The sequence below is a fragment of the Rhodococcus sp. G-MC3 genome, assembly GCF_030063335.1.
GTDB lineage: Bacteria > Actinomycetota > Actinomycetes > Mycobacteriales > Mycobacteriaceae > Rhodococcoides.
Window position 1 is genome coordinate 19,507 of sequence record NZ_JASISW010000021.1, and the last position, 24,390, is coordinate 43,896.

Annotated in this window: 20 protein-coding genes and 1 tRNA gene; 9 read left to right on the forward strand and 12 right to left on the reverse strand. The window is 62.6% G+C overall.

Annotation, left to right across the window (positions count from 1 at the left end; all coding sequences use genetic code 11):
• Positions 1-211: 211 nt before the first annotated feature.
• The 6 genes from rho to argS form a co-directional block, all read right to left on the reverse strand.
• A complete protein-coding gene (gene rho, locus QMK17_RS20405; RefSeq protein WP_283511123.1) occupies positions 212-2,395 on the reverse strand; it encodes a transcription termination factor Rho in 2,184 nt (727 codons plus the stop codon).
• Between the two features lie 317 nt (positions 2,396-2,712).
• On the reverse strand, positions 2,713-3,645 hold the full coding sequence (thrB, locus tag QMK17_RS20410; protein ID WP_283511208.1) for a homoserine kinase: 933 nt from the start codon (positions 3,643-3,645) through the stop codon (positions 2,713-2,715).
• Between the two features lie 17 nt (positions 3,646-3,662).
• The gene (gene thrC, locus QMK17_RS20415) at positions 3,663-4,730 is read right to left on the reverse strand and encodes a threonine synthase (protein WP_283511124.1); all 1,068 of its coding nucleotides are present in this window, start codon (positions 4,728-4,730) and stop codon (positions 3,663-3,665) included.
• Positions 4,727-6,025 carry a homoserine dehydrogenase gene (locus tag QMK17_RS20420; RefSeq protein WP_283511125.1) on the reverse strand — a complete coding sequence of 433 codons (1,299 nt, stop codon included), beginning with the start codon at positions 6,023-6,025 and terminating at the stop codon, positions 4,727-4,729. The genes thrC and QMK17_RS20420 overlap by 4 nt, the downstream gene beginning before the upstream one ends.
• Positions 6,022-7,443 carry a diaminopimelate decarboxylase gene (gene lysA / locus QMK17_RS20425; protein WP_283511126.1) on the reverse strand — a complete coding sequence of 474 codons (1,422 nt, stop codon included), beginning with the start codon at positions 7,441-7,443 and terminating at the stop codon, positions 6,022-6,024. Before lysA ends, QMK17_RS20420 begins: the two co-directional genes overlap by 4 nt.
• Entirely contained in the window at positions 7,440-9,092 is a 1,653-nt protein-coding gene (argS, locus tag QMK17_RS20430) for an arginine--tRNA ligase (RefSeq protein WP_283511127.1), read from the reverse strand. The genes lysA and argS overlap by 4 nt, the downstream gene beginning before the upstream one ends.
• Positions 9,093-9,327: 235 nt before the next feature.
• Between argS and QMK17_RS20435 the strand changes: the two genes are divergently transcribed.
• Both QMK17_RS20435 and QMK17_RS20440 read left to right on the forward strand, forming a co-directional pair.
• The gene (locus tag QMK17_RS20435) at positions 9,328-10,260 is read left to right on the forward strand and encodes a DUF3105 domain-containing protein (protein WP_283511128.1); all 933 of its coding nucleotides are present in this window, start codon (positions 9,328-9,330) and stop codon (positions 10,258-10,260) included.
• A complete protein-coding gene (locus QMK17_RS20440; protein WP_283511129.1) occupies positions 10,260-10,955 on the forward strand; it encodes a DUF305 domain-containing protein in 696 nt (231 codons plus the stop codon). The genes QMK17_RS20435 and QMK17_RS20440 overlap by 1 nt, the downstream gene beginning before the upstream one ends.
• 30 nt (positions 10,956-10,985) lie before the next feature.
• On the opposite strand, the gene QMK17_RS20445 is transcribed toward QMK17_RS20440, so the two are convergent.
• On the reverse strand, positions 10,986-13,379 hold the full coding sequence (locus tag QMK17_RS20445) for a phosphoketolase family protein (RefSeq protein WP_283511130.1): 2,394 nt from the start codon (positions 13,377-13,379) through the stop codon (positions 10,986-10,988).
• 143 nt (positions 13,380-13,522) lie between these two features.
• Here QMK17_RS20445 and QMK17_RS20450 point away from each other — a divergent pair.
• Both QMK17_RS20450 and QMK17_RS20455 read left to right on the forward strand, forming a co-directional pair.
• A tRNA-Arg gene (locus QMK17_RS20450) sits at positions 13,523-13,595 on the forward strand.
• 52 nt (positions 13,596-13,647) lie between these two features.
• A complete protein-coding gene (locus QMK17_RS20455) occupies positions 13,648-14,541 on the forward strand; it encodes a hypothetical protein (protein ID WP_283511131.1) in 894 nt (297 codons plus the stop codon).
• Positions 14,542-14,543: 2 nt separating this feature from the next.
• Here the strand turns inward: QMK17_RS20455 and QMK17_RS20460 are convergent, their stop codons facing one another.
• Genes QMK17_RS20460 through cysD form a run of 3 tightly spaced genes read right to left on the reverse strand, consistent with a single transcriptional unit; the run spans position 14,544 to position 18,381 of the window.
• Positions 14,544-15,638 (reverse strand): 3'(2'),5'-bisphosphate nucleotidase CysQ, encoded by a 1,095-nt coding sequence (locus tag QMK17_RS20460; protein ID WP_283511132.1) that lies wholly within the window; start codon positions 15,636-15,638, stop codon positions 14,544-14,546.
• Positions 15,635-17,470 (reverse strand): adenylyl-sulfate kinase, encoded by a 1,836-nt coding sequence (cysC, locus tag QMK17_RS20465; RefSeq protein WP_283511133.1) that lies wholly within the window; start codon positions 17,468-17,470, stop codon positions 15,635-15,637. Before cysC ends, QMK17_RS20460 begins: the two co-directional genes overlap by 4 nt.
• Complete coding sequence (gene cysD / locus QMK17_RS20470) at positions 17,470-18,381, reverse strand: sulfate adenylyltransferase subunit CysD (protein WP_283511134.1); 912 nt, start codon at positions 18,379-18,381, stop codon at positions 17,470-17,472. Before cysD ends, cysC begins: the two co-directional genes overlap by 1 nt.
• 278 nt (positions 18,382-18,659) lie before the next feature.
• Here cysD and QMK17_RS20475 point away from each other — a divergent pair, with 278 nt between their 5' ends.
• The 4 genes from QMK17_RS20475 (at position 18,660) to QMK17_RS20490 (ending at position 22,475) form a co-directional block, all read left to right on the forward strand.
• Entirely contained in the window at positions 18,660-19,820 is a 1,161-nt protein-coding gene (locus QMK17_RS20475; RefSeq protein ID WP_283511209.1) for a hypothetical protein, read from the forward strand.
• The gene (locus QMK17_RS20480) at positions 19,792-20,610 is read left to right on the forward strand and encodes an SDR family oxidoreductase (RefSeq protein WP_283511135.1); all 819 of its coding nucleotides are present in this window, start codon (positions 19,792-19,794) and stop codon (positions 20,608-20,610) included. The genes QMK17_RS20475 and QMK17_RS20480 overlap by 29 nt, the downstream gene beginning before the upstream one ends.
• Before the next feature lie 10 nt (positions 20,611-20,620).
• A complete protein-coding gene (locus QMK17_RS20485) occupies positions 20,621-21,766 on the forward strand; it encodes a sulfotransferase family protein (protein ID WP_283511136.1) in 1,146 nt (381 codons plus the stop codon).
• A gap of 118 nt (positions 21,767-21,884) precedes the next feature.
• Positions 21,885-22,475: a class I SAM-dependent methyltransferase gene (locus tag QMK17_RS20490; protein WP_283511137.1), complete on the forward strand. Its 591-nt coding sequence runs from the start codon at positions 21,885-21,887 to the stop codon at positions 22,473-22,475.
• Here QMK17_RS20490 and QMK17_RS20495 read toward each other — a convergent pair.
• A complete protein-coding gene (locus QMK17_RS20495; protein WP_283511138.1) occupies positions 22,464-22,994 on the reverse strand; it encodes a PadR family transcriptional regulator in 531 nt (176 codons plus the stop codon). The two genes, QMK17_RS20490 and QMK17_RS20495, sit on opposite strands and share 12 nt — an antisense overlap.
• 99 nt (positions 22,995-23,093) lie before the next feature.
• On the opposite strand from QMK17_RS20495, the gene QMK17_RS20500 reads away from it, so the two are divergent.
• Positions 23,094-23,534, forward strand: coding sequence for a DUF1707 SHOCT-like domain-containing protein (locus QMK17_RS20500; protein ID WP_283511139.1), 441 nt, complete (start codon positions 23,094-23,096; stop codon positions 23,532-23,534).
• Between the two features lie 4 nt (positions 23,535-23,538).
• On the opposite strand, the gene QMK17_RS20505 is transcribed toward QMK17_RS20500, so the two are convergent.
• On the reverse strand, positions 23,539-24,318 hold the full coding sequence (locus QMK17_RS20505; RefSeq protein WP_283511140.1) for a VOC family protein: 780 nt from the start codon (positions 24,316-24,318) through the stop codon (positions 23,539-23,541).
• Between the last annotated feature and the right edge of the window lie 72 nt (positions 24,319-24,390).

The following is a 24,390-nucleotide window of genomic DNA, read 5'->3' on the forward strand; positions in this document are numbered from 1 at the left end:
GGTCGCCGGGTCGCCCTCGCCGTTCGAGGACGTGAACCGGAACCGGACTCGGCCGTTCAGTATGCCAGAGAGGGAATCTGACCTGCTAATCGCCAGATTCTCTCGACCGACAAGTGCCTCAACACAGGCGCTCGTCGGATTGTTCCTGCTCTCGTCTGTGCGCGGAAATACGTCGCAGGGGACGTATTTCCACACACATACAGCGAAGCTGCTAGTCGCCCATTGCGCCTGGTGCAGTCTTCGAGACCTCCATCAAGAACTCGAGGTTGCTCTTGCTCTTCTTCAGTCGGTCGACCAGCAGATCGATCGCCTGATGAGAGTCGAGACCGGACAACACGCGGCGCAGTTTGTGGACCACCGCAGCCTCATCCGGTGCAAGCAGCAGCTCGTCGTGGCGGGTACTCGACGGGTTGATGTCGACCGCCGGGAACACCCGACGCTCGGCGATCTTGCGATCGAGCTTGAGCTCGGCATTGCCGGTGCCCTTGAACTCCTCGAAGATGACCGTGTCACCGGTTGAACCGGTTTCGACCATCGCCGTGGCGATGATGGTGAGCGAACCACCGTTCTCGATGTTGCGAGCAGCACCGAGGAAACGCTTCGGCGGGTACAACGCCGTGGAATCGACACCACCGGACAGAATTCGGCCCGACGCCGGGGACGAGTTGTTGTACGCACGTCCGAGGCGGGTGATCGAGTCGAGGAGTACCACGACATCCTGGCCTGCTTCGACCAGTCGCTTTGCTCGCTCGATCGCGAGCTCGGCCACTGCAGTGTGGTCGCCAGGCGGGCGGTCGAACGTCGACGCGATGACCTCGCCCTTCACCGAGCGCTGCATGTCGGTGACTTCCTCGGGACGCTCGTCGACCAGAACGACCATGAGGTAGCACTCGGGGTTGTTGATCGAGATAGCGTTGGCGATTGCCTGCAGAACGCTGGTCTTACCGGCCTTCGGCGGGCTCACGATCAGCGCACGCTGTCCCTTACCGATCGGCATCACCAGGTCGATGATGCGAGTGGTGAGGATGTTCGGCGTGGTCTCGAGCCGCAGACGCTGGTTCGGGTACAGCGGCGTCAGCTTGCCGAATTCAGGACGCTTACGCGCGGCTTCGACGTCGCCGCCGTTGACGGTATCGAGGCGCACCAGCGGGTTGAACTTCTGACGCTGGTTCGACTGCTCACCTTCACGGGCGACTCGAACTGCACCGGTGATCGCGTCACCTCGACGAAGTCCGTTCTTGCGAACAAGGTTCATCGAGACATAAACGTCGTTCGAACCTGCCAGGTAACCGGACGTGCGCACGAATGCGTAGTTGTCCAGTACGTCGAGAATGCCTGCCACCGGCTGAAGGACGTCGTCCTCGCGGATCTCGGGCTCGCGCTCGGTGGTGCCTCCGCCGCCTACTTCGCCCCGGTCGCGTCCACGACGACGCTCACGGAACCGACGACCCCGACGTCCACGGCCATCGCCGTCGTCATCCTGGTTGTCGCGGCCATCGCGGTTGTCGCGGGGGCCATTGCCGTTGCGGTCATCGGAACGGTTGTCGTTCTGATTCTGATTGCGGTTGCGATTGCGGTTGCCCTCGCCGCGATCGCTGTCGCCGCGGTTGCTGTCACCACGGTTGCTGTCACCACGATTGCTGTCGTTGCGGGTGTTCTCGCCCCGGTTACCCTCGCCCCGGTTGCTGTCACCACGGTTGCTTTCGCCCCGGTTGCCGCGGTTGCTGTTGTCGCGGTTGGACCGACCACCGTCGGCGCGATTGCCGTCGGTATCGGGATTCTCGCCGCGAGTGCCCGTGTTGCCGTCGTTGCCTTCGGCCGCACCTCGGTTCTCGCGGTCACCGCGGCTACGACGTGGCCGTTCTGCTGCTCCGGCCTCTGCAGTCGTGTCCTGCGCGGGCGCAGGGTTGCCGGAGGCCTCGGCGGGAGCTGCGTCGGCGGGAGCTGCATCGGCCTTTGGCTGCTCGCCGGTTTCGTCGAGAGGCAGCTGGTCCGGTGCACCGGCTTTGCGACCCGCCGTGCGGCGGCCACGCGTGCGGCGCGGTGCATCCGAAGCGTCGTCTGCGTTCCGCTCCGGTGCAGAAGACTCCGGTACAGAAGACTCCGGGGCAACTGGCGCGACAGCCTCGGTCGGTGCATCAGCTGGCGCAACTTGGTTACGTGCCTTGTCGGCGGCACCACGGCGTGATGTCACCTTCGGTGTTTCCGAGGCTGTTGCCCCGGTAGCGCCCTGACGTGCAGAGATGGCGGCGATCAAGTCGCCTTTGCGCATGCCGGAAATGCTTTTGATGCCGAGTTCGCCCGCGAGACTACGCAGCTCGGTGAGCACCATTCCGGACAGGCCAGCTCCACGACGAGTCTTCTCGGGCGCAGAGATCAGTTCCGTATCGGTCACGGAGGTCCTTTCCTTCCCTCGCTCGCAGTCTGCGCAGCCAAGGGTTCGTTCCGTAGCTCGAACTCATATCGAACACGGATATTGCCGTCATCGATCGCGACACCTCGGACACACGATCGAACCCATTGCCGCAGGTGTACTGCGGAGGGATCGAGGCCAGAACATCACTCACTCGGGCGTGAAGCCCCCCGAAAACGTTTACGTGAAAGCCCTGGCGAAAACGGCGTCTGAAGCGCACGATATACGGACTTCCCCCAGAATAGCGTCGATCTGCCTCATCGGCAAGAACCGGTTACCGGTGAGTCACGCCGGGTCTCTCACGATGTGCTGACGCCGTCGGCAACACCGAGCTCGAGAACACGAATACCGTCAGCGACGGCCTGTTCTTTCAGATCCGCCGGGAAAGGTTCGGTGCACAGCGCAAGAACCGTCGGGCCTGCCCCCGACAGGACCGCGGCGATCCCTCTCCCCCGCAATGCCGTGATCCACTTCGTCGCCGACGGCAATGCGCTCGAACGCTGCCCTTGGTGCAGAAGGTCCTCCGTGGCCGGGAGTAACAGGTCCGGCCGCTCGGTCAACGCTACGACCGCGAGGGCTCCCCTACTCACGTTGAACGCCGCGTCACGGTGCGGTACCAACTCGGGCAGCAGCCCCCGCGTATGCGATGTCGACGAGCGTTCGGACGGAACGAGAGCCACGACGTGGATGTCAGGATGCACGGCCAGACGAACCGCCGAGTAGCGCCGTTGCGTCACGCTTGCACTCGCCGGTTCGCTCCACGAGACAACTGCACCGCCGAGCACGCTGGCCGACGCATTGTCCGGGTGGCCTTCGAACTCCGAGGCCAACTGCACCAATTGCTCGTCGGTCAGCGCGAACGATGGATCGAGCTTGGCCGCTAAACCGTTCGCCGCCGCGAGTCCACCGACAACCGCCGATGCTGAAGAACCCAATCCCCGCGAGTGCGGAATAACATTGGTACACACAACATCCAGGCCATCCGCCCACACACCGGCCGCTTCGAGGCCACGCTCGATGGCGCGAACCACGAGATGAGACGGGCCCCACGGAACATCCTCCGCGCCTTCGCCTTCCACGTGAATGCTCAGCCCCGAGGCGGTGGTCGTGACTCGAATCTCGTCGTAGAGACCCAACGCGATCCCGAGGGTGTCGAACCCAGGACCGAGATTCGCACTCGACGCAGGGACGCGCGCGGTAACCGTCACACCCAACGGAAGAGTTGTCGTCATGGCCTGGGACTCAGTCACTACGCCAACTCGAGGGCCGACGCAACTGCCACGGGATCGACCGGAATCGGTTCCACCACAGGCATACCAGCCAACGCGGTGTCCGGATCCTTCAAGCCGTTGCCCGTCACCGTGCACACGACACGAAGACCGCTGTCGAGCCAACCTTCTTTTCGAGCAGCGAGCAAGCCCGCGATACTGGCGGCCGAAGCGGGCTCCACGAACACACCTTCGGACTTGGCGACGAGTCGGTATGCCTCCAGGATCTCGTCGTCGGTTGCAGCACGGAATGCACCGCCCGACTCTTCTTTGGCATTGACCGCACCGTTCCACGACGCCGGTGATCCGATGCGGATTGCGGTTGCAATGGTTTCCGGATTCGACACGGGCGCACCGTGAACGAGCGGAGCCGCACCTGCAGCCTGAACGCCGAGCATGCGCGGCTTACGGGTGGTCAAACCGTCGCGGAAATACTCCGAGTACCCGCGCCAGTATGCGGTGATGTTACCTGCGTTGCCCACCGGCAGAGCGTGAACGTCCGGAGCGTCACCGAGGGCGTCGCAGATCTCGAATGCCGCAGTCTTCTGACCTTCGATGCGGACAGGATTCACGGAGTTGACCAGGCCGATACTCGGGAACTCGGCAGTGGTCTTTCGGGCAAGCTCGAGGCAGTCGTCGAAGTTGCCTTGAACCTGGATGATCTTGGCGCCGTGCATGACTGCCTGCGCAAGCTTGCCCATCGCGATCTTGCCCTGCGGCACCAACACTGCGCAGCCCATTCCGGCCTTGGCTGCATATGCAGCTGCTGAGGCGGAGGTGTTACCGGTCGAGGCGCACAACACTGCTTCCTGGCCGCGCGCGAGCGCATCGGTGACCGCCATGGTCATACCGCGGTCCTTGAACGAACCCGTCGGATTGAGGCCTTCGACCTTGAGGTGGACCTCGCAACCGGTGATCTCGGACAACCGCTCGGCATAAATCAGCGGAGTGCCACCCTCTAGCAGTGTGACGGTCTTCCAGTCGGGCCCGATTGCGAGGCGATCACGGTACGCCTCGATCAGTCCTGGCCACGGCGTATGCACGGTCATTCGGTGCCTTCCAATCTGAGAACACTTGCGACGGACGTGACGACGTCCAACTTTTCCAGCGCAGTAACCGTCTCGGAGAGAGCGGAATCGGCAGCGAGGTGGGTGACGACGACCAATCGGGCGCCTTCGTCTGCGCCCTGTTGCCTGACGGTCGAGATGCTGACTCCGCGCTTGGAGAATTCCTCGGCAACAGAGGCAAGAACCCCTGCCTTGTCCGCGACCTGCATGCTCACGTAGTAGCGCGTGAGGATGTCGCCCATGGGAGCGATCTTCAATTTTGCGTACTTTGATTCCAGCGGACCACGACCGCCGTAGAACTTGTTGCGGGCGGCCATCACGAGGTCACCAAGAACTGCGGAAGCCGTCGGCGCTCCGCCTGCTCCCTGCCCGTAGAACATGAGTCGGCCCGCGGCTTCGGCCTCGACGACAACAGCATTGAACGCACCGTTGACCGTCGCGAGCGGATGATCACGTGGAACGAGAGCTGGGTACACGCGGGCCGAGATGCGATCCTTGCCCTTATCCGTGGTGATGCGCTCGCAGATCGCCAGCAACTTGACTGTGCAGTCTAGCGAACGCGCCATCTCCAGATCCGCAGAGGTGATGTTGCTGATACCTTCTCGGTACACATCGCCCGCGGTGACGCGCGTGTGAAACGCGATCGACGCCAGAATCGCGGCCTTGGACGCCGCGTCGTAACCCTCGACGTCGGCGGTGGGGTCGGCTTCGGCATAACCGAGCCGCCCTGCCTCGGCGAGGGTCTCGGAGTAATCAGCACCTGTCTCGTCCATTGCGGACAGGATGAAGTTGGTGGTGCCGTTGACGATGCCGGCGACCTTCGTGACGCGGTCGCCTGCGAGGGATTGCATGAGTGGCCGCACCACGGGGATCGCACCTGCGACGGCAGCCTCGAAATACAGATCCGCACGTGACTTCTCGGCCGCGTCGGCGAGCTCGCCGGTGTACTCCGCGAGAAGCGCCTTGTTGGCCGTCACGACGGACTTGCCCTTCTCCAGTGCGGAGAGGATCAGCTTGCGAGGCACGTCGATTCCGCCGAGCACCTCGACGACGATATCGACGTCCTCGCGGTTGACCAGCGCGTCGGGATCGGACGTCAGCAGCGCCGCGTCGACTCCGCGGTCGCCGTCGACGCGGCGAACGGCAATTCCGCGAATCTCCAGCGGTGCACCGACTCTGGCCGCCAAATCCTCGGCATTCTGCGTCAGGATACGAACAACTTCGCTCCCGACGTTGCCGAGTCCTAGAACGGCGATTCCTATCGGCTTCGTCGTCATGGGTGCACCTCCAAGCTGAGCAAATCTTCGAGTGTCTCTCGACGCAGAACGAGTCGAGACTTTCCGTCCTTTACCGCCACGACGGCGGGCCGCGTCAGCAGGTTGTACCGACTCGACATCGAGTAGCAGTAGGCACCGGTTGCCGCGACGGCGAGCAGGTCGCCTGGACCGACGTCGGCAGGCATCCATGTGTTCTTGATTACCACATCACCGCTCTCGCAGTGCTTTCCGACGACGCGGGCCAGTACCGCATCGGACTCGCTGTCACGGGAGACGAGCCGGCAGTCGTACTCGGCCTGATAGAGCGAGGTACGAATGTTGTCGCTCATCCCACCGTCGACGCTGATATACCGTCGCCGCGTCTGCGCGTCGACCGTGACGTCCTTGATGGTGCCCACCTCGTAGAGGGTCACCGTTCCCGGACCGACGATTGCACGCCCTGGCTCGACATCGACGTGGGGTACAGGCAGACCGACCTGAGCGGACTCGGTGGCCACGATCGACCGCAGCTTCGCCGCGAGCTGATCGATCGGAGGCGGATCATCACTCGGTACGTACGAAATGCCCATGCCTCCACCGAGATCGATGGTGGCGATTTGCGATGTCTTGTCGACCCCGAAGTCGGACACCACCTCGCGTAGAAGTCCGATCAATTTGTGGGCGGCCAGCTCGAAGCCGTCGACCTCGAAGATTTGCGACCCGATGTGGCTGTGCAGACCGACGAGACGCAGGTGATCGGTCTGGAACACACGTTTGATGGCATCGAGGGCAGCACCGTCGGCCAGGGAGAATCCGAACTTCTGATCCTCGTGCGCAGTAGCGATGAACTCGTGCGTGTGCGCTTCGACCCCGACGGTGACGCGCACCAGAACATCCTGTACCACACCGAGATCGGCGGCTACGACATCCAGACGGTCGATTTCGATCATCGAGTCGAGAACAACATGCTCGACACCGGCGCGCACTCCCGCGGTCAGCTCGTCGACGGATTTGTTGTTGCCGTGCATGGCAATTCGACCTGCGGGGAACCCGGCGGCGAGGGCGATTCCGAGTTCGCCTCCCGAGCACACGTCGAGAGAGAGTCCCTCGTCCGCAACCCAGCGCGCAATCTCCCCACACAGGAATGCCTTCGATGCATAGTGCACACGCGCCGGATCTCCGAACGCGGCAGCCATCTCGCGTGCTCTGCTGCGGAAGTCGTCCTCGTCGATCACGAACAGGGGCGTGCCGTACTCGGCTGCAAGTTCGGTGACCGAAACACCGGCCAACGTCACGACTCCGTCGTCTCCGCGTGCAGCGTTGCGGGGGTAGACGTGTGCGGGCAGAGCCGTCATCTCCGACGCGGTCTTCGGACGTTCCGACAATGCCTCGGCGGCCCGAGTGTCGGCGTGTTTCGGGCCTGCCGGATGCGCACTCACATCCGCTCCGGCGCACTGACACCGAGCAGGGCGAGGCCGTTGGCCAGCACCTGCCTGGTTGCATTGCCCAACGACAATCGGGCGGTGTTCACAGGTCCCGGCTCCTCGTCTCCCTGCGGCAGGACGCGACACGCACCGTAGAACCGGTGATAGGCGCCAGCCAACTCTTCCAAATACCGTGCAATTCGGTGCGGTTCCCGCAAGTTGGACGCACTGGCGACCACCCTCGGATAGTCGCCGATCGTCCTGATCAACTCACCTTCCTGGTCTGCAGTGAGAAGACTCAGGTCCGGATCCTGCGCGCCGACACCAAGTTCGGCGGCATTGCGTGCCAGTGACGCCAGCCGCGCGTGAGCGTACTGGACGTAGTAAACAGGGTTCTCGTTACTGGCGCTCGCCCATAGTGCGAGATCGATATCGATGCTCGAGTCGACCGAAGACCGGACGAGCACGTACCGGGCCGCATCGACACCGATCGCATCGACGAGATCATCCAGGGTGATGACCGTGCCCGCGCGCTTGCTCATCTTCACTGCTACGCCGTCGCGGACGAGGTTGACCATCTGACCGATCAGTACCTCGACGGTGTTCGGGTCGTCGCCGAACGCAGCAGCCGCAGCCTTGAGCCGACCGATGTAACCGTGGTGGTCGGCACCGAGCATGTAGATGCACAGATCGAATCCACGCTGCCGCTTGTTTTGGAAGTACGCGATGTCGCCTGCGATGTAGGCGGCGTTGCCGTCACTCTTGATGACGACGCGGTCCTTGTCGTCACCGAACTCGGTGCTGCGGAGCCACCACGCGCCGTCCTCTTCGTAGAGGCTTCCCGAGTTCTTCAAGTACTCGACGCCCTTGTCGACGGCACCGGACTCGAACAAGGAATTTTCGTGGAAGTAGACGTCGAAGTCGACGCCGAACTCGTGCAGGTTCTTCTTGATCTGGTCGAACATGAGCTCGACGCCGATGGAACGGAACGTTTCGGCCTGCGCAGCGTCGGCCATGCCCAGCACCTCGGGGCTCTTGGCCAGCACCGAGTTCGCGATTTCCGAGATATATGCGCCTGCGTATCCGTTTTCCGGAGCGGGTTCACCTTTGGCTGCGGCGATCAACGAGTTGGTGAACCTGTCGATCTGCGCGCCGTGATCATTGAAGTAGTACTCGCGCACCACCTCGGCGCCCTGAGCAGTGAGGATCCGACCCAATGCGTCGCCGACCGCTGCCCACCGCGTACCACCCAGGTGGATCGGTCCGGTCGGATTGGCGGAGACGAACTCGAGGTTGATCTTCGTCCCTGCGAGAGTGCGTGCACTGCCGTACGCCGGTCCTGCGGCAAGCACCTGCGCAACGATCGCACCCTGGGCATCGGCGGCCAAACGAATGTTGAGAAAGCCGGGACCAGCCACTTCAGCGCTGTCGATGGCTGATTCCGCGGCGAGCGCTTCGGCGAGCCAGCCTGCGAAGTCGCGTGGGTTCGCGCCGACCTTCTTGGCGATCTGCAGAGCAATATTGGTCGCGTAGTCGCCGTGTTCGGGGTTACGTGGGCGTTCGACCGTCACCTTCTCAGGCAGCACGGACGCGTCGAGGCTACGGTCGGCGAGCACCTGTGCGGCGGTCGTACGCAGTAGTTCGGCAAGGTCGGCGGGAGTCACAGGTGCCTATCCTATGTTTAGGGGCGGAGGGCTGGGTGTTCTGGGGCGGAGCTCGCCGCAGGCGACGTAGCTCGACCCTCTGATTGCTACCCACGGCGACCTCAAAGCGTGCGCTCAGCTCGAGAACGTAGAGTGGGGACGCTCTGCGATCCCAGGTCGCCCCGGATCGCGGATTTATTCCTGCTTCGTGCGCTCGGGGTGCGCACAACCGACAACCGAAAGAGCGACGACAGCGATGCCCACGGGTTCCGACAGTGCCGGACAAGGCAAGAACAGCGGCGGTCAAGGAAAAAAGTCGGCTTCCAAAGCCAACAAGGCCATCAAGGCCGCCAAGAAAAGCAGCGGTGTTCCCGCGAGCAAAGCAGGACTGTCGAAGGGAAGGCAGATTCCCTGGCTGACCATAGGCGCGATTGTGGTCGTAGTGGGTCTCATAGCGATTCTCGCGGTCAACCTGTTTCCGAAGTATCAGGACCGCGCCGAGGCGCAGAAGTGGGAACCGAGCGAGGGCAATCAGGATCCGTCGACGTCGATCTCCGACATCGCGGTCCAGACGTACCCGGCGGCACTGCACGTGGCGCCCACGCAGCGGGTCGCGTACGACCAGTCGCCTCCGTTCGGTGGACCGCACGACGCTGTGTGGGCCACCTGCACCGGCGTCGTCTATCCGGAGGCCATTCGCACCGAGAACGCCGTCCACTCGCTCGAGCACGGCGCGGTGTGGATCGCGTACAACCCAGACATGCTCTCCGCGGATCAGATCCAGACACTCGCCGACAAAGTCGACGGCGAGACCTACATGTTGATGTCTCCTTACCCGGGGTTGGACAAGGCCGTGTCGCTGCAGTCGTGGGGCCACCAGCTCAAGGTCGACAGTGTCGACGACGAGCGAGTCGACAATTTCATCAACGCCCTGCGCCTCAACCGGTACCAGTACCCCGAGGTCGGCGCGAGTTGCTCGACGGTTCCCGGATCCTTCGATCCCGACAACCCGCCGCCGTTCGACCCCTCGGCGCCCGGCGCGGACGCAGTTCCGATGGACGGTGCCGGTCTGACTCCCGACGCCAGCGAGAGCGGTGCCACCGGAGGCCTGCCTTCGGACCTGCAGCTCCCCAGTGACCTTCAGGTTCCAAATGCTGGTGTGCCTGCCGAGCCGGCACCTGCGCCCTGATGTCGGTTTCCACACGTCCGAACGGCGTCAGTAGGGCACAGAAGACAGCCCTGCTGGCGCTGGGCGTCATCGCTGCAGTAGCCATTGGATTCGCCCTGGGTTTCCTCGCCCGCACCAACTTTCTCGGTGGGGACGACTCGGTTCCAGCGGCAGATTCGGTGGACGTCGGATTCGCACAGGACATGTCGGTCCATCACAATCAAGCCATCGACATGTCGGCGATTGCGTTGACCAATGCCAGCGATCAACGCGTGCGCACCCTCGCGTTCGACATGCTCACCTCACAGCAGAACCAGGTCGGCCAGATGCAGGGGTGGCTGGCCGTCTGGGACCGCTCACCTGTGGGAACCGACGGATACATGGGGTGGATGGCAGGCGACGAGCACGGACACTCGATGTCGTCCATGTCCACGGAAGGCACGGGACCCGTCACTGCGATGCCGGGAATGGCGACCGCGGACGACCTTGCCGCGCTACGCAAGGCAACCGGCTCCGACGTCGACGTGAAGTTCCTGCAGCTGATGCTCCGGCATCACGAGGGCGGGCTGTCGATGATGGAGTACGCCGCGGATCACGCCGAAACCCCCGCGCTGGTACGACTCGCGCAGTCGATGATCTCCACCCAGCAAAGCGAAGCGACGCTGATGGAGCAGTACCTCACCGAAAAGGGCGCAGCACCGCTCCCTGCGAATTGAGCTCCGCTCCTGCAGACTGAGCACTGTCCGCTATCGCGCCGCCGTGTAGGTCCAGTCGGCTACCTCCGGCATGTCCTCGAAATGCTCCACTATGTATTTCGCGTGCCGGTCCAGCTGAGAATTACAGAAATCAACGAGCTCGCTCCCCCTCTCCGGCACCCGACGCGACCGCCGCAGCGCTTCGAGCACGAGGTGATACCGGCTCATTTTGTTGAGCACAACCATGTCGAACGGCGTTGTCGTCGTACCTTGTTCGTTGAAGCCGCGCACGTGGAATCGGCCGGCGTGTGGGCGTCCATGCAGAAGTTCGTGCACTGCCCGTGGGTACCCGTGGAAAGCGAACACAACGTCTACATCCGCAGTGAACAGATCCACGAACTTCACATCGGAGAACCCGTGTGGATGCTCGCCCGGAGTCAGCATCGCCATCAGATCGACGACGTTGACCACTCGAACTCGCAGATAAGACACCCACTCGCGCAAGATCTGCGCGGCGGCGAGGATCTCCTGTGTCGGAACGTCACCGGCGGCCGCCAGAACGATGTCCGGCTCGTCCGGTGATCCGTTCGAGTCGGTCTCGGTTCCGGCCCACTCCCAGATCGACGCTCCCGCCGCGCAGTGCGCGTTCGCCTGCTCGAGAGTCAGATACTGCAGATGCGGTTGTTTGTCGACGACGATCAAATTGACATGGTCGCGGCTGCGAAAGCAGTGATCGGAAATCGACAACAACGTGTTGGAGTCCGGCGGCAGCCACACTCGTACGACCTCGGGTGACAACGGAACAACCGCGTCGATCATCCCGGGACCCTGGTGGCTGAAACCGTTGTGATCATTGCGCCAGCACGTGCTCGTCAGCAGTACGTTCAGTGATGCAACGGGCTCTCGCCACGGCAGATCGGCGGCATGTTGCAGCCATTTGACGTGCTGAATCATCATCGAAACGCTGACCATCGCGAAGGCCTCGTAACTGGCGAACAGGCCGTGCCCGCCCGCGAGAAGGTAGCCCTCCAGCCAGCCCTCGCACAGATGCTCGCTCAGAACCTCCATGACGCGTCCGTCGGGTGAGAGATGGTCGTCCCAGTCCTCGATCGGCAGCTGCCAGCATCGATCCGTCTCCTCGAACACTGCCGCCAACCGGTTGCTCGCCGTCTCGTCAGGACAGAACAGTCTGAAGTTGCCGCCGCCGTCGGGCCGCCCGTTTTCTGCATAGATGTCACGCATCATCTCCCCGAGAACCCTTGTCGTCTCGTGAAATCCGGCACCCGGGGATTGAATCGGAACCTCGTATTTGGCAAGCGGTGGCAGCCGCAGAGGACGCAGAAGCCTTCCGCCGTTGGCGTACGGCGTCGACCCCATCCTTTTGTCCCCGTCAGGTGCCAGTGCCGCAAGTTCACCGACGAGAGTCCCGTCTTCGTCGAACAGCAGTTCCGGTTGATAGGACCGCATCCACGATTCCAACTGGGCGAGGTGCTCAGGGTTGGTCCGCACTCCGGACAGTGGCACCTGATGGGATCGGAATGTCCCTTCGACGAGCACACCGTCGACAGTGTGGGGTCCTGTCCATCCCTTGGGAGTGCGCAGGATGATCGCCGGCCAGCGCACGTCGACCGTGTCTCCACCCTCCCTGGCGTTCACCTGGATGGCGCGGATCTTCTCGTGCGATTCGCGGAGGACCCGTTCGAGGGCAGGGAACACCGTCCGAGGATCGTCGCCGGAGACGACGACGGGATCCCAGCCTTGGCCTCGCAGGAAATCGACGACGTCCTCGTCGCGGCTTCGCCCGAACACGGTAGGCCCGGCGATCTTCGCCCCGTTCAAGTTCAGGATCGGCAACACGGCACCGTCGCGTCGGGGATTGAGAAAAGCAGGTAGCTTCCAGGACCCGGCCAGTGGACCCGTCTCGGCTTCTCCGTCACCGATGACACACGCCACTGTCAGGTCAGGCCGATCGAACGCCGCGCCTCCCGCGTGGACGAGCGCGTACCCCAGTTCGCCGCCTTCGTGAATACTTCCCGGCGTCTGCACGCTGACGTGGCTCGGAATGCCGCCGGGTGCCGAGAACTGACGGCACAGGCGCCGCACACCATCGGCATCACGCGTGATTTTCGGGTAGACCTCCGAGTACGTGCCCTCGAGATAAGTCGACGCCACGAGCGCTGGACCACCGTGCCCTGGACCGGTGACATACAACCACTCCGAGTCGGTAGCTTTGATCACCCTGTTGAGCAGCGTGTACACCATCGACAGGCACGGACTTGTTCCCCAGTGACCGAGCAACCGAGGTTTGATGTGCGAGACATCGAGTGGCTCGCGCAGCAGAGTGTTGTCCTTCAGATAGATCTGGGCGACGGTCAGATAGTTCGCGGCCGCCCACCACGCAAGATCGAGATCGAGATCATTGTCCGAGTACTCGTGATCGATCAAGGGTGTCCCTTCGTCGTGTGCGTATGTCGACTGTCCTCTGTTTACATCAACACCAGGGTGATTTCAGGTGACGGACGCGATGCGCTACTGTTGGACCCGCCCACAGGCACGCTGGATCTTGGCAATGTCAGGAAATTCGGCTGGCCCCCGTAGCTCAGGGGATAGAGCGTTCGCCTCCGGAGCGAAAGGCCGCAGGTTCGAATCCTGCCGGGGGCACACTTCTTTCCAGTTCTGGTGCCGACGAGGCCCGCAGTGCCAGACTGGGCGTGTGTCCGATCCACTCGCCTTCGACGATATCGCCGACAGCCTTTACTCTGTCGATCCATCGCAATTCGTCGCTGCGCGCAAGGATGCAGCAGCACTCGCCAAGGACTCGGGCGACCGAGCTCTCTCGAAATCCATCGCCGCGCTGCGGAAACCGACCGTGGTCGGGTGGCTCGTCAATCACCTCGTTCGAGAAGAACCGGACGACATCGCCGACCTGTTCGATCTCGGAGACGGTCTTCGTGAAGCGCAGCGGAAGTCGGATACTACCGAACTCAGATCGTTGTCGGCGGCACGACAGAAGGCCATCAGATCGCTGACCTCCCGGGCAGCCGAATTGGCGCGCGCACAAGGTAAAACAGTCTCCGAAGACGCGTTGCGTGAAGTCGGCCAGACGCTGGGGGCCGCCCTCGCCGACCCAGAGATCGCCGAACGAGTCCGATCCGGTCGGGTGATCATCGCCGAGTCGTACAGTGGATTCGGGCCGGCAATCCTCTCGTTGGTTCCAGAACCGGACGGAGCTCAGGATATTTCGGCGTCAGAGGGGATTTCCGACGAAGAGCCACCGGCGAATGACCCAGCGCGCAACGAAGCCCGACGTGCGTTGGCCACGGCGCGGGACGCTCTGACCGAGGCACGTGAGGACGAGGCGTCGGCTCGTGATTCTGCCGAGTCGGCCGACTCCGATCTGGACACCGCACAGAGCACTCTGGCAAAGGCCAAAGAGCGGCTCACACGGCTGCGCGCCGAACTTCACGCCGCCGAAGAAGAGGAAGCCGACGCGCGAAAAACAGAGACGGCGGCAGCGCGTGAAGCACGCCGACTACACCGCGTGCTCATCGACGCCGAGGACCGAACCACGGAGTTGCAGAGGGCTTTCGACGAGCTGGCGCATTGACCTCAGGCTGGTTCGATGATCGCGGTGATGGCAGTGATGTCGCCGGCAGGAATCTCGAAATGCTCGGTCACCGACACAGCCGAGCCGCCGTCGAAATCGAGTACGAAGCGGGCGACCACGTTGGTGTCCCACTCGCGGAAAGTGACCTCTCGAATGTTGCGAATGGCGGTGTACTGCACGCCGTTCTCGATCTCGTTGCGGATGAACGCGCCGGACGCACCGGTGGACTGCCCGTTTTCCACGCGGCTGCACGACGCGCTCAACCGTAACTTGGTCGCGTCGTGGCTCACGAGCGACTTGATGTATTCACGGGCCATCGCAACCCGGCCGGAATCGGCCTCGCGTGTCGCATGTTTCGCGATGCCGCGGAGAAGAGTTTCGGCAAGTTCGGGACGGCAGATCAGCAAATCCGGCAAGTAGGGATGAGCTTGGTTGTACAGCAGGGGCGTCCCGTCGATGCGCGAGCAGTGCAGACCAGCGGCCAGTGCGACACCGACGGGGGCCGCGGAGTCCCACTCCCACTGTCCACCGGAGTGCACGTAGGCGTCCGCGTCACCGCGCACCACCGCCATCGCTTTCGCCCCCGCCGACCCCATCGTGACCACCTCGCCGTGGACATCGGCGGCCAACGCATCGATGTAATACGGAGGACGGCTGCCGCTGACGATCAGCTTCGGGCGACCCGACTGCGGCGCAGGAGCGCGAACATCCGCCGTCGAATACACGGTGGCGACAGCGGGCTGGGCAACGGCCGAGGCCGTCATCCCCTTCCCCGCCTCCCACAGTCCGACGTGCACAGCCCAGTCGCTTCGACCGTTCATGCCGTATTCGCGTGACCCGTCGAGCGGATCGATGATCCATACCCGCTCAGCACCCAGTCGCGCCGAGTCGTCGGCCGATTCCTCGGACAACACAGCGTCGCCGGGTCGATCCCGTGCGAGCCGGCCCAAGATGTAAGTGTTCGCGCGAGTGTCCCCGAGTCGGCCCAGTTCCCGGCCGGTCTCGGTAGCGGCGCTTTTCACCTCCAACAGCAACTGACCCGCCTCTTGTGCCACATCCGCAGCGAAAATCGCATCGTCGATGTCTTGTGTCGTCACAGACCCAACAATTCCATTATTTTCGACGCCTGTGTTGCGCGGTCACCGTCCGAGGGCACCAGCACCAGGTCGGGGTGATCCGGGGGCTCGTACGGATCGTCGACACCAGTGAAACCCGTGATCTCGCCCGCCCGTGCGCGGGCATACATTCCCTTCGGATCTCGTTGCTCGCACACTTCGACCGGAGTGTCGACGAAGATCTCGTAGAAGGCAAGGTCCGCGTCCTCGTGTGCTCGGCGCACCGCGTCTCGGTCGCCGCGATAAGGGCTGATGAGGCAAGCGATCGTGATCAACCCTGCGTCGGCCATCAACTCCGCGACCGCTCCGACTCTCCGAACATTCTCGGCACGATCGGCTTTCGAGAAATCGAGGTCCGCGTTGAGCCCGTGCCGCAGGTTGTCACCGTCTAGGCGATACGCCGGCCTTCCCGATGCCACCAGCCTTCGTTCCAGCTCGGCGGCAATGGTCGACTTCCCCGAAGCCGACAGTCCGGTGATCCATACGGTGGCTCCCCGCGTTGCGCGCTGTTCGCGGTCGACCTGGGACGAGCTCCACACCACATTTGAGGTCACCGGCGTCGGGCCCGTGATCATCCCGGCTGCAACGGTCGCGCCGGAGCGCTCGTCCACGAGCAGGAAACTGCCGGTAACGCGATTGCGACGGTAGGGATCGAAGAACAGTGGCGTGTGAGTTCGTACCTGGACGCGGCCGATCTCGTTGAGAGACAACGTTTCGGCTGAGGCGTCCCGATGTAGCGAGTCGACGACGAGCCGATAGTCGAGCGTGACCACCTGGGCGGTAGTCGCAGCGGTCGTATGCAACAGGAGATAGCGATTCTTCTCGTGCAGAACCGACTCCTCGGCCAGCCAACAGATCATGGCATCGATCTCGGTGCCGATCTGCGGACGATTGTTCGGTCTGCACAGCATGTTTCCCCGCCCGACATCGACGGCGTCCTCGAGTTCGACGCAGATCGCCGACGATGCGAATCCCGCGTCCACCTCGGCTCCGCCCGGCCCACGGAGCGCCTTGATCCTGGTCGAGAAGCCCGAAGGCAACACCACCACCTCATCGCCGCGTGTGAATACCCCACCGGCGACGGTTCCCGCGTATCCACGAAAGTCTCGGTGCTCGCCCTGCTTCGGCCTGATCACGTACTGCACCGGAAATCTCGCATCGATGAGATTGCGATCCGAGGCGATGTGCAGGTCTTCGAGGTGGTGCAGCAACGCACTTCCCTCGTACCAGGTCATTCGGTGACTCCGATGAACGACGTTGTCGCCGTCTCGGGCCGACATAGGGACGAATGTCAGATCATGCACGTCGAGTTTCGTTGCAAAGGAACGGAAGTCATCCTTGACCTCCTCGAAGCGATCCTGCGACCACCCGACGAGGTCCATCTTGTTGATGCACAGCACGAGGTGTGGGATACCGAGGAGCGAGGCAAGGAACGCGTGGCGTTTGGTCTGCTCGAGGACACCAGCCCGCGCGTCGACGAGAATCAACGCGACGTCGGCGGTGGAGGCGCCGGTGACCATGTTGCGGGTGTACTGCTCGTGCCCCGGAGTATCGGCGATGATGAACTTTCGCTTGGGTGTGGAGAAGTACCGGTGCGCGACGTCGATGGTGATCCCCTGCTCACGTTCGGCACGCAATCCGTCGGTGAGCAGCGCCAGATCGGTGGTGTCGCCGCCTCGCTCACGGCTGGTTCGTTCCACCGCTTCCAACTGGTCTTCGAAGATCGATTTCGAGTCGTAGAGCAGCCGCCCGATCAACGTCGACTTGCCGTCGTCGACGCTGCCTGCCGTAGCGAGTCTCAGAAGTTGCGCCATCAGAAGTAGCCCTCCTTCTTTCGGTCTTCCATACCGGACTCGGAGATTCGGTCGTCCGCGCGGGTCGCGCCTCGTTCGGTGGTGCGAGTGGCTGCGATCTCGGCGACGACGGCGTTCGCGTCGGCAGCGGAGGATTCGATACACCCCGTGCAGGTGGCGTCGCCCACCGTGCGGAAACGGACCATCGAATCGAAGCATTCTTCCGCCGACGTTGCGGTCACGAATCGAGTTGCAGCCAAGAGCATTCCGTTGCGCGAGAGCACGGCGCGCCGGTGGGCGTAGTAGATGTTCGGCAGCGCGATGTTCTCGGCTGCGATGTACTGCCAGATATCGAGTTCGGTCCAATTCGACAACGGAAAAACTCGGAAGTGTTCGCCTTTTCGGTGTCGCCCGTTGTACAACTGCCACAGTTCGGGTCGCTGCTTCCGCGGATCCCACGTGCCGCGTTCATCACGGAAACTGAAGATTCGTTCCTTCGCCCGCGCTTTCTCTTCGTCCCGGCGCGCTCCGCCGAAGACCGCATCGAAGCTGTTCTCGGCGATAGCCCTCAGCAACGTCGCGGTCTGTAGACGGTTTCGGGTAGCGCGCGGTCCTGTCTCGTCGACGGATCGACCTGCGTCGATATCGTCCTGTACCGACGCGACCACCAATTCGATGGACATGGCACGAGCGGTGCGGTCACGGAAGTCCAGAACTTCGTCGAAGTTGTGGCCGGTGTCGATGTGCATGACAGAGAACGGAACTCGTGCGGGCCAGAAGGCTTTGGCCGCAAGGTGCAGCATCACGATGGAGTCCTTGCCTCCGGAGAACAGGAGCACCGGCCGTTCGGCCGTCGCCGCCACCTCACGGAAGATGTGTACGGACTCGGCCTCCAGCGCACCGAGATGCGTCAGTTCGTAGGCGGTCGACATGATTGCCTCCGATCGGCCGGTCCACATTTGGACCGTGTCGGTTCAGTTTTGATGCCCGAACAATAGAACGTGTTCTACCATTCGGTCAACGGACAGGCCGAATGCCCTCCCGTAGACTCGGTGACCGCATCGGCGACGGACTTCAGTGCTCACGATCCATCAGCGGCAAGGTACGGGCAACCATTGACCCACCCAGCAACACGTTCTATTGTCATTTCTGGAACCTGTTCTACCGGATCGGCACGGATTTTTACCACCAAAATCACGAGGAGATGGGTGTGCTCACCGATTCACTCGCAGAGGCCATAGCGGCAGCTGAAAAGATCATCGAAGGTGCGCCGCACATTCGGAACGATCAGGATCTCGTCGACGGGTACGACTATCTCGCCGGCAGCATTCAAGCCTCGCTGCACATGGCATGGGCATACGACACACAGTTCCCGTTCTTCGCCTCGTCTACCGGGCCGTACACCAAGATGGGCCTGGACAACCCCGACACGTTGTACTTCCACGCCAACGTCAGCGACCGCTGCGAATACGTTGTGTCCGGCACCCGCGGAACTACAACGGATCTGAGCTTCCAGATCCTGAAGGGTGACTACTCCCCCGTCGACGTACCCGACAGCCTCACCGCGTTCGACGATCGATCCATCGATATCGCACCCGACGGAACATTCGAACTTCACTTCGGACGACCCTCCGATCTGCCCAACCATTTCACCCTCAGCGATGGATCGTCGATGATCGTCGTGCGTGAGGTATACAGCGACTGGTCAGCGGACCGGGGGACTCTGAAGATTCGGCGCGTCGGAAGCGAGGGCGAAGTGCCCGCGGGTCGAACGAAAGAAGCCGTCGCAAAGCGGTATTCGACGGCAGGCAAGATGCTCCTCGGCCGATTGCGCACCTTCTTGCAATTTCCCCAGTGGTTCTACTTGAATCTCGAGGTCAATACTCTCGCTGAGCCGCGCCTGACGCCCGGCGGGCTCAGTACGCAGTACTCGTCGGCCGGGCACTACGATCTCCGTGACGATCAAGCAATGATCATCACCGTCCCGAAATCCGATGCGCCGTATCAAGGTTTTCAACTCGGCAGCATGTGGTACATCTCGCTCGATTACATTCACCACCAAACTTCGCTGACAGCAGACCAAGCGCAGACCGACCCAGACGGAAACATTCGGCTGGTTGTGAGTGCACACAATCCGCAAGTGACCAACTGGATCGAGACGACCGGCCATCGCCGCGGGTACGCCCAGTTCCGATGGCAGCGAGTGTCCCGTGAGATAACCGCAGCAGATGGACCGACTGTCGAGGTTGTCGACTTCGATCAGGTGTCTGCCCGACTGCCCTTCTACGAGGACAACAAGATCAGTCCCGAGGACTTCGCGCTGCGCATCGAGGCACGACGCGATGCCTTCGCGAACCGGATGTTGGGATGATGCGGATGTTGGGATGATGCTGGAAGGCAAGGTCGTCGTCGTGTCCGGCGTCGGGCCGTCTCTCGGTCGGTCGATCGCGTTGCGTAGTGCGGCAGCGGGCGCCGATGTCGTGCTCGCCGCTCGCACCGCAAGTTATCTGAAGACGGTTGCGCTCGAGATCGAGACAATGGGCAGGAAAGCCGTCGCGGTCTCGGTGGACATCACCGACATTGCGTCCTCGGAAGCCTTTGCCGCCGCTGCCGTCGATGCCTTCGGACACGTGGACGTTCTTGTCAACAATGCCTTCGCAATCCCGTCGATGAAAGACCTCGCGCACACCGACGAGTCCACCATCCGTCGAGGATTGGAATTGTCTCTGTTCGGCACGTTGCGACTGTCGCAATTGCTCACTCCGGCATTGGCGGAGACCGGCGGGTCGATCGTGATGATCAACTCGGCAGTCCTCAGGCATTCGCAACCCAAGTACGGCAGTTACAAGATCGCCAAGGCATCGCTGCTGGCAATGTCTCAGACGTTGGCGAGCGAATTGGGCCCCCAGGGAATACGCGTAAATACCGTTGCCCCCGGCTATATCTGGGGCTCCACCCTGCAGGGATATTTCGCACACATGGCCGAGAAGTACGGTACGACGACCGAGCAGATCTATGAGCAGACCGCCTCGACCATAGATCTGCGCCGGTTGCCTGAGCCCGACGAGATAGCCGACGCGGTGGTCTTTCTTGCATCCCCGCTCGCGCGCGCGATCACCGGCCAGTGTCTCGACGTCAACTGCGGCGAATACCACCACTAGGAGCATTTCGATGACCAGCATGGAGCGCACCGACGTCGGCACCGTCGAGGATCTGCACGCGTCGGCGAGAAGAGCTACCGGTCTCGACGACTTCGGTCCCGACGACTACATCGAGGCGCTCGGCGTGCTTCTCGACTCGTACCATCGCGACGCGCAGTTGACCGCGCTCGGATCGAAGATGAGCCGCTTCTTCCTGCGAGGAGCGTTGGTAGCTCGTCAACTGAGCGAACTCGCCTGGACCCAGAATCCTGCGCATGCAAAAGTAACCATCGAACGGCCGATCTTCGTTACCGGGCTACCCAGAACGGGAACCACTGCGCTGCACCGACTGTTGACGGTGGATCCAGCGCATCAGGGACTGGAGATGTGGCTGACCGAGATGCCGCAGCCACGCCCACCTCGCGAAACATGGGAAGCCAATCCGGTGTTCGCACAGATCGAGAAAGGCTTTGCCCAGCATCACATCGAGCATCCCGAGTTCATGGGGGTGCACTACATGTCAGCTGCCGAAGTCGAGGAATGTTGGCAGCTTCTGCGCCAATCGGTGCACTCCGTCGCTTACGAATGCCTCGCCTACTTGCCGACATATTCATCGTGGCTGGCCGAGCAGAGCTGGCTACCGACCTACCAACGTCACCGTAAGAATCTGCAGCTCATCGGATTACACGACACAGATCGACGCTGGGTATTGAAAAACCCCAGCCACCTTTTTGCACTGGACGAACTGTTACAGGTCTATCCCGACGCACTCGTCATTCAGACGCACCGTGAGCCGCGCACGATCATGCCGTCGATGTGCAGCCTCGCCGAGCATGCAACCGAAGGATGGAGCACAAAGTTCGCCGGCGGCGTCATCGGTCGTACTCAACTCGATCTGTGGGAACGCGGGGTGCACACCTTCGCCGCTGCGCGTTCGCGTGCCGATGCTGCCCAGTTCTTCGACGTGGATTACCACGATTTCGTCGCCGACCCGCTGAGTACGGTCGATCAGACCTACCGATACTTCGGCCTCGAGCTCACCGACGACGCACGCAGTGCGATGGGCTCGATGCATGCCGAGAGTCGGAGCGGTGGGCGCAGACCTGTTCACAAGTACACGCTCGACGACTTCGGCCTCGACGGCGCCGAGGTGGACCGGAGGTTCGGGGTGGCCTGAGGTGCGGTTACCCGGGTTTTCGGACCGAATGCGTCGTTCGGTCACCTTGCGGAACGAGTGCGGCATTCGGTCACCTTGCCGACAGAGTCGATCGCACGCAGACCGCTAGGGTGGCGGCATGGCTCCGACACGCTGGCAGAGCGAAAACACCGAGGCGCAGTCCCGGAAGTACATCGATCGCTTCGCGCGCCTCGAATCACACGGTGTCGATCTGCACGGTGAAGCCCGGATGGTCGACGCTCTTCTGGCGCCGGGTAGTACCGTCCTCGACGCTGGTTGCGGCACAGCACGTCTCGGCGCAGAATTGGCTCGACGTGGACATTCGGTCACTGCCGTCGACCTCGATCCGGTGTTCGTCGAGGCGGCCCGTCAGCACGAGAACCTCACGGTCCATCAGGCAGATCTGACGCAACTCGATCTGGGGCAGAAGTTCGACGCCGTCGTCGCAGCGGGGAACGTCATGGTGTTCATGACTCCGGGTACCGAGCGGTCAGCGTTGGAGCGGATCGCTTCGCACCTGTCCCCCGGCGGAGTGTTCGTCGCCGGATTCGCTACCGACAGGCAGTACACGACCGAAATGTTCGACGGCGATCTCGTCTCGGTCGGGCTGCGCACCGAGCACCGGTTCTCCACATGGGATCTGCGCCCCTGGCACCCGAGCGCGGACTGGGCCGTGACCGTCGCCAGAGCGCCTGCACTACTCGCTTGACATCTCTGCTGGTAAAGCATCGAACCAGTCGAGTGTCGCTTGCTCGTACCGTATGCCGAAATCGAGTGTTGCCAAATCGAATACAGCATTTTCGGCCGAGGCGGCGCGCTGCGCGAGATACTCGGCCAACGTCTCTGCATGCCTACGACGATGGGCGACAAGTATCGCCGCGAGCCTCCCCGGCTCCAGGTGTTCCGCGAACGCCATGGTCAGCAGCAGCGGGTGCCGAATGTTGGCCTCCCCGGGCTCGCGGTCGATCCAGTGGGCAAAAGCGGCCCTGCCCCCCGCCGTGATGGTGAACGGCTTCTGTGCACGCACGCCGACATCACCTTCGGCGATCAGTCCTCGTTTGGCGAGCGCCGCCAGTTCGCGATACACCTGACTGCGGGTCACGGTCCAGAATCCGCCGATGCAGACTTCGGCCGTGGCGTGCAGGTCCCACCCCGTCATCGGCCCTCGGTGTAGAAAACCGAGCAACGACGCCGCTGTCGCGTTGAGTTCTTGGTGCGCTTCGGTCACCGATCCATCTTCACACACCTTGACATTCCACAATGGGAGGTCGATTCTGAATCAATGACGTTCCACAGTGGACTGTCTGTGACGGACTGGAGATTTCCGATGCCGGACCGACCGACTTCAGAAAAGTCGACCCTGAGACTGTCCGACGCCCAGCGCGACCAGGCCGTCGAAAAGTTGACCCACCATGTTGCGTCGGGACGGCTTGCGATCGACGAATTCGACATACGCGCGGCGCAGGCCTATGCGGCCGTGAACCTGTCTGATCTGGACGTAATCTTCGAAGACCTGCCAGCGATACCCCCGGCCGCCGCACCTGTCTGGCCTGCCCAGAATCGTCTGCCGATGACCCGCGAGCTGCTGACCTGGATAAGCGTCGGAATCGTGTGCCTGTCGATCTGGGCCATCACCTCGATCGCGACGGGTGACTTCCTGTACCCGTGGCCGGCATGGGTCATCGGCCCGTGGGGGCCGATGATCGCGCTGCAGCGAGTGACCGGCACGAGCGTGGGATGCTCGGCCATGCGCGTCCAGCGCGAGTGACCGCTTATGCGGATTGGACTATCGACGCGATCTGGAACCGAGCCCCCAGTGGGTCCGTGACTCCCGCGACCCGTCCGAACGGCGAATCTTCCGGGGTGTCGACGAGTGTTCCGCCGAGTTCTACTACTTTGTCGACAGCGGCATCGGTGTCGTCGACGCCGAAGTAGCAACGCCACTGGGACGGGGTGCCCTCTGGCAGAATGCGTGCGCCGTCCATGATGCCCGCGACCATGTCGCCGCCGACGATGCCCTGCGAGTATCGGAATTCGTCGGAATCACCGAGTGTGCCGTACGTCCATCCGAAGACCGATTCGTAGAACGGCAGAACAGCGGCGTAGTCGTGGGTGAACTGTTCGTGCCAAACCGGCGCCCCGTGCTCACCCCACGTGCCATATCCGCGGTGCTGGCCTGCCTCCCAGATGCCGGTGACCGCACCACCCGCGTCGACGACGAGCGACAATTTTCCCTGATCGCCTACCTGCATCGGGGGGAACAGCACCTGCCCGCCTGCTTCCGTCACCTTCGCGACGGTGGCCTCGGCGTCGTCGGATGCGATGTAGGTGTTCCACACGTCGGTGACCGTCGTGCCGGGCATCTGGCCCCCGAGACCTGCGATGCTGACGCCATCGCGAAGGAAGGTGGTGTAGCCGCCGTATTCGGGATCGTCGCTGACATCCGCGTGCCAACCGAAGAGGCTCTCGTAGAAAGGGATAACGCGGCCGGGATCGGAACTGGTGAGGTCGATCCAGCACGGGGCGTCGACCAGATAATCCTTGACGGGCATGTGAAACTCTCCTATCGGCGATGGACACTCGGACCACCACAACGTACGCGCGCGGTCCGACACTCACAGCGA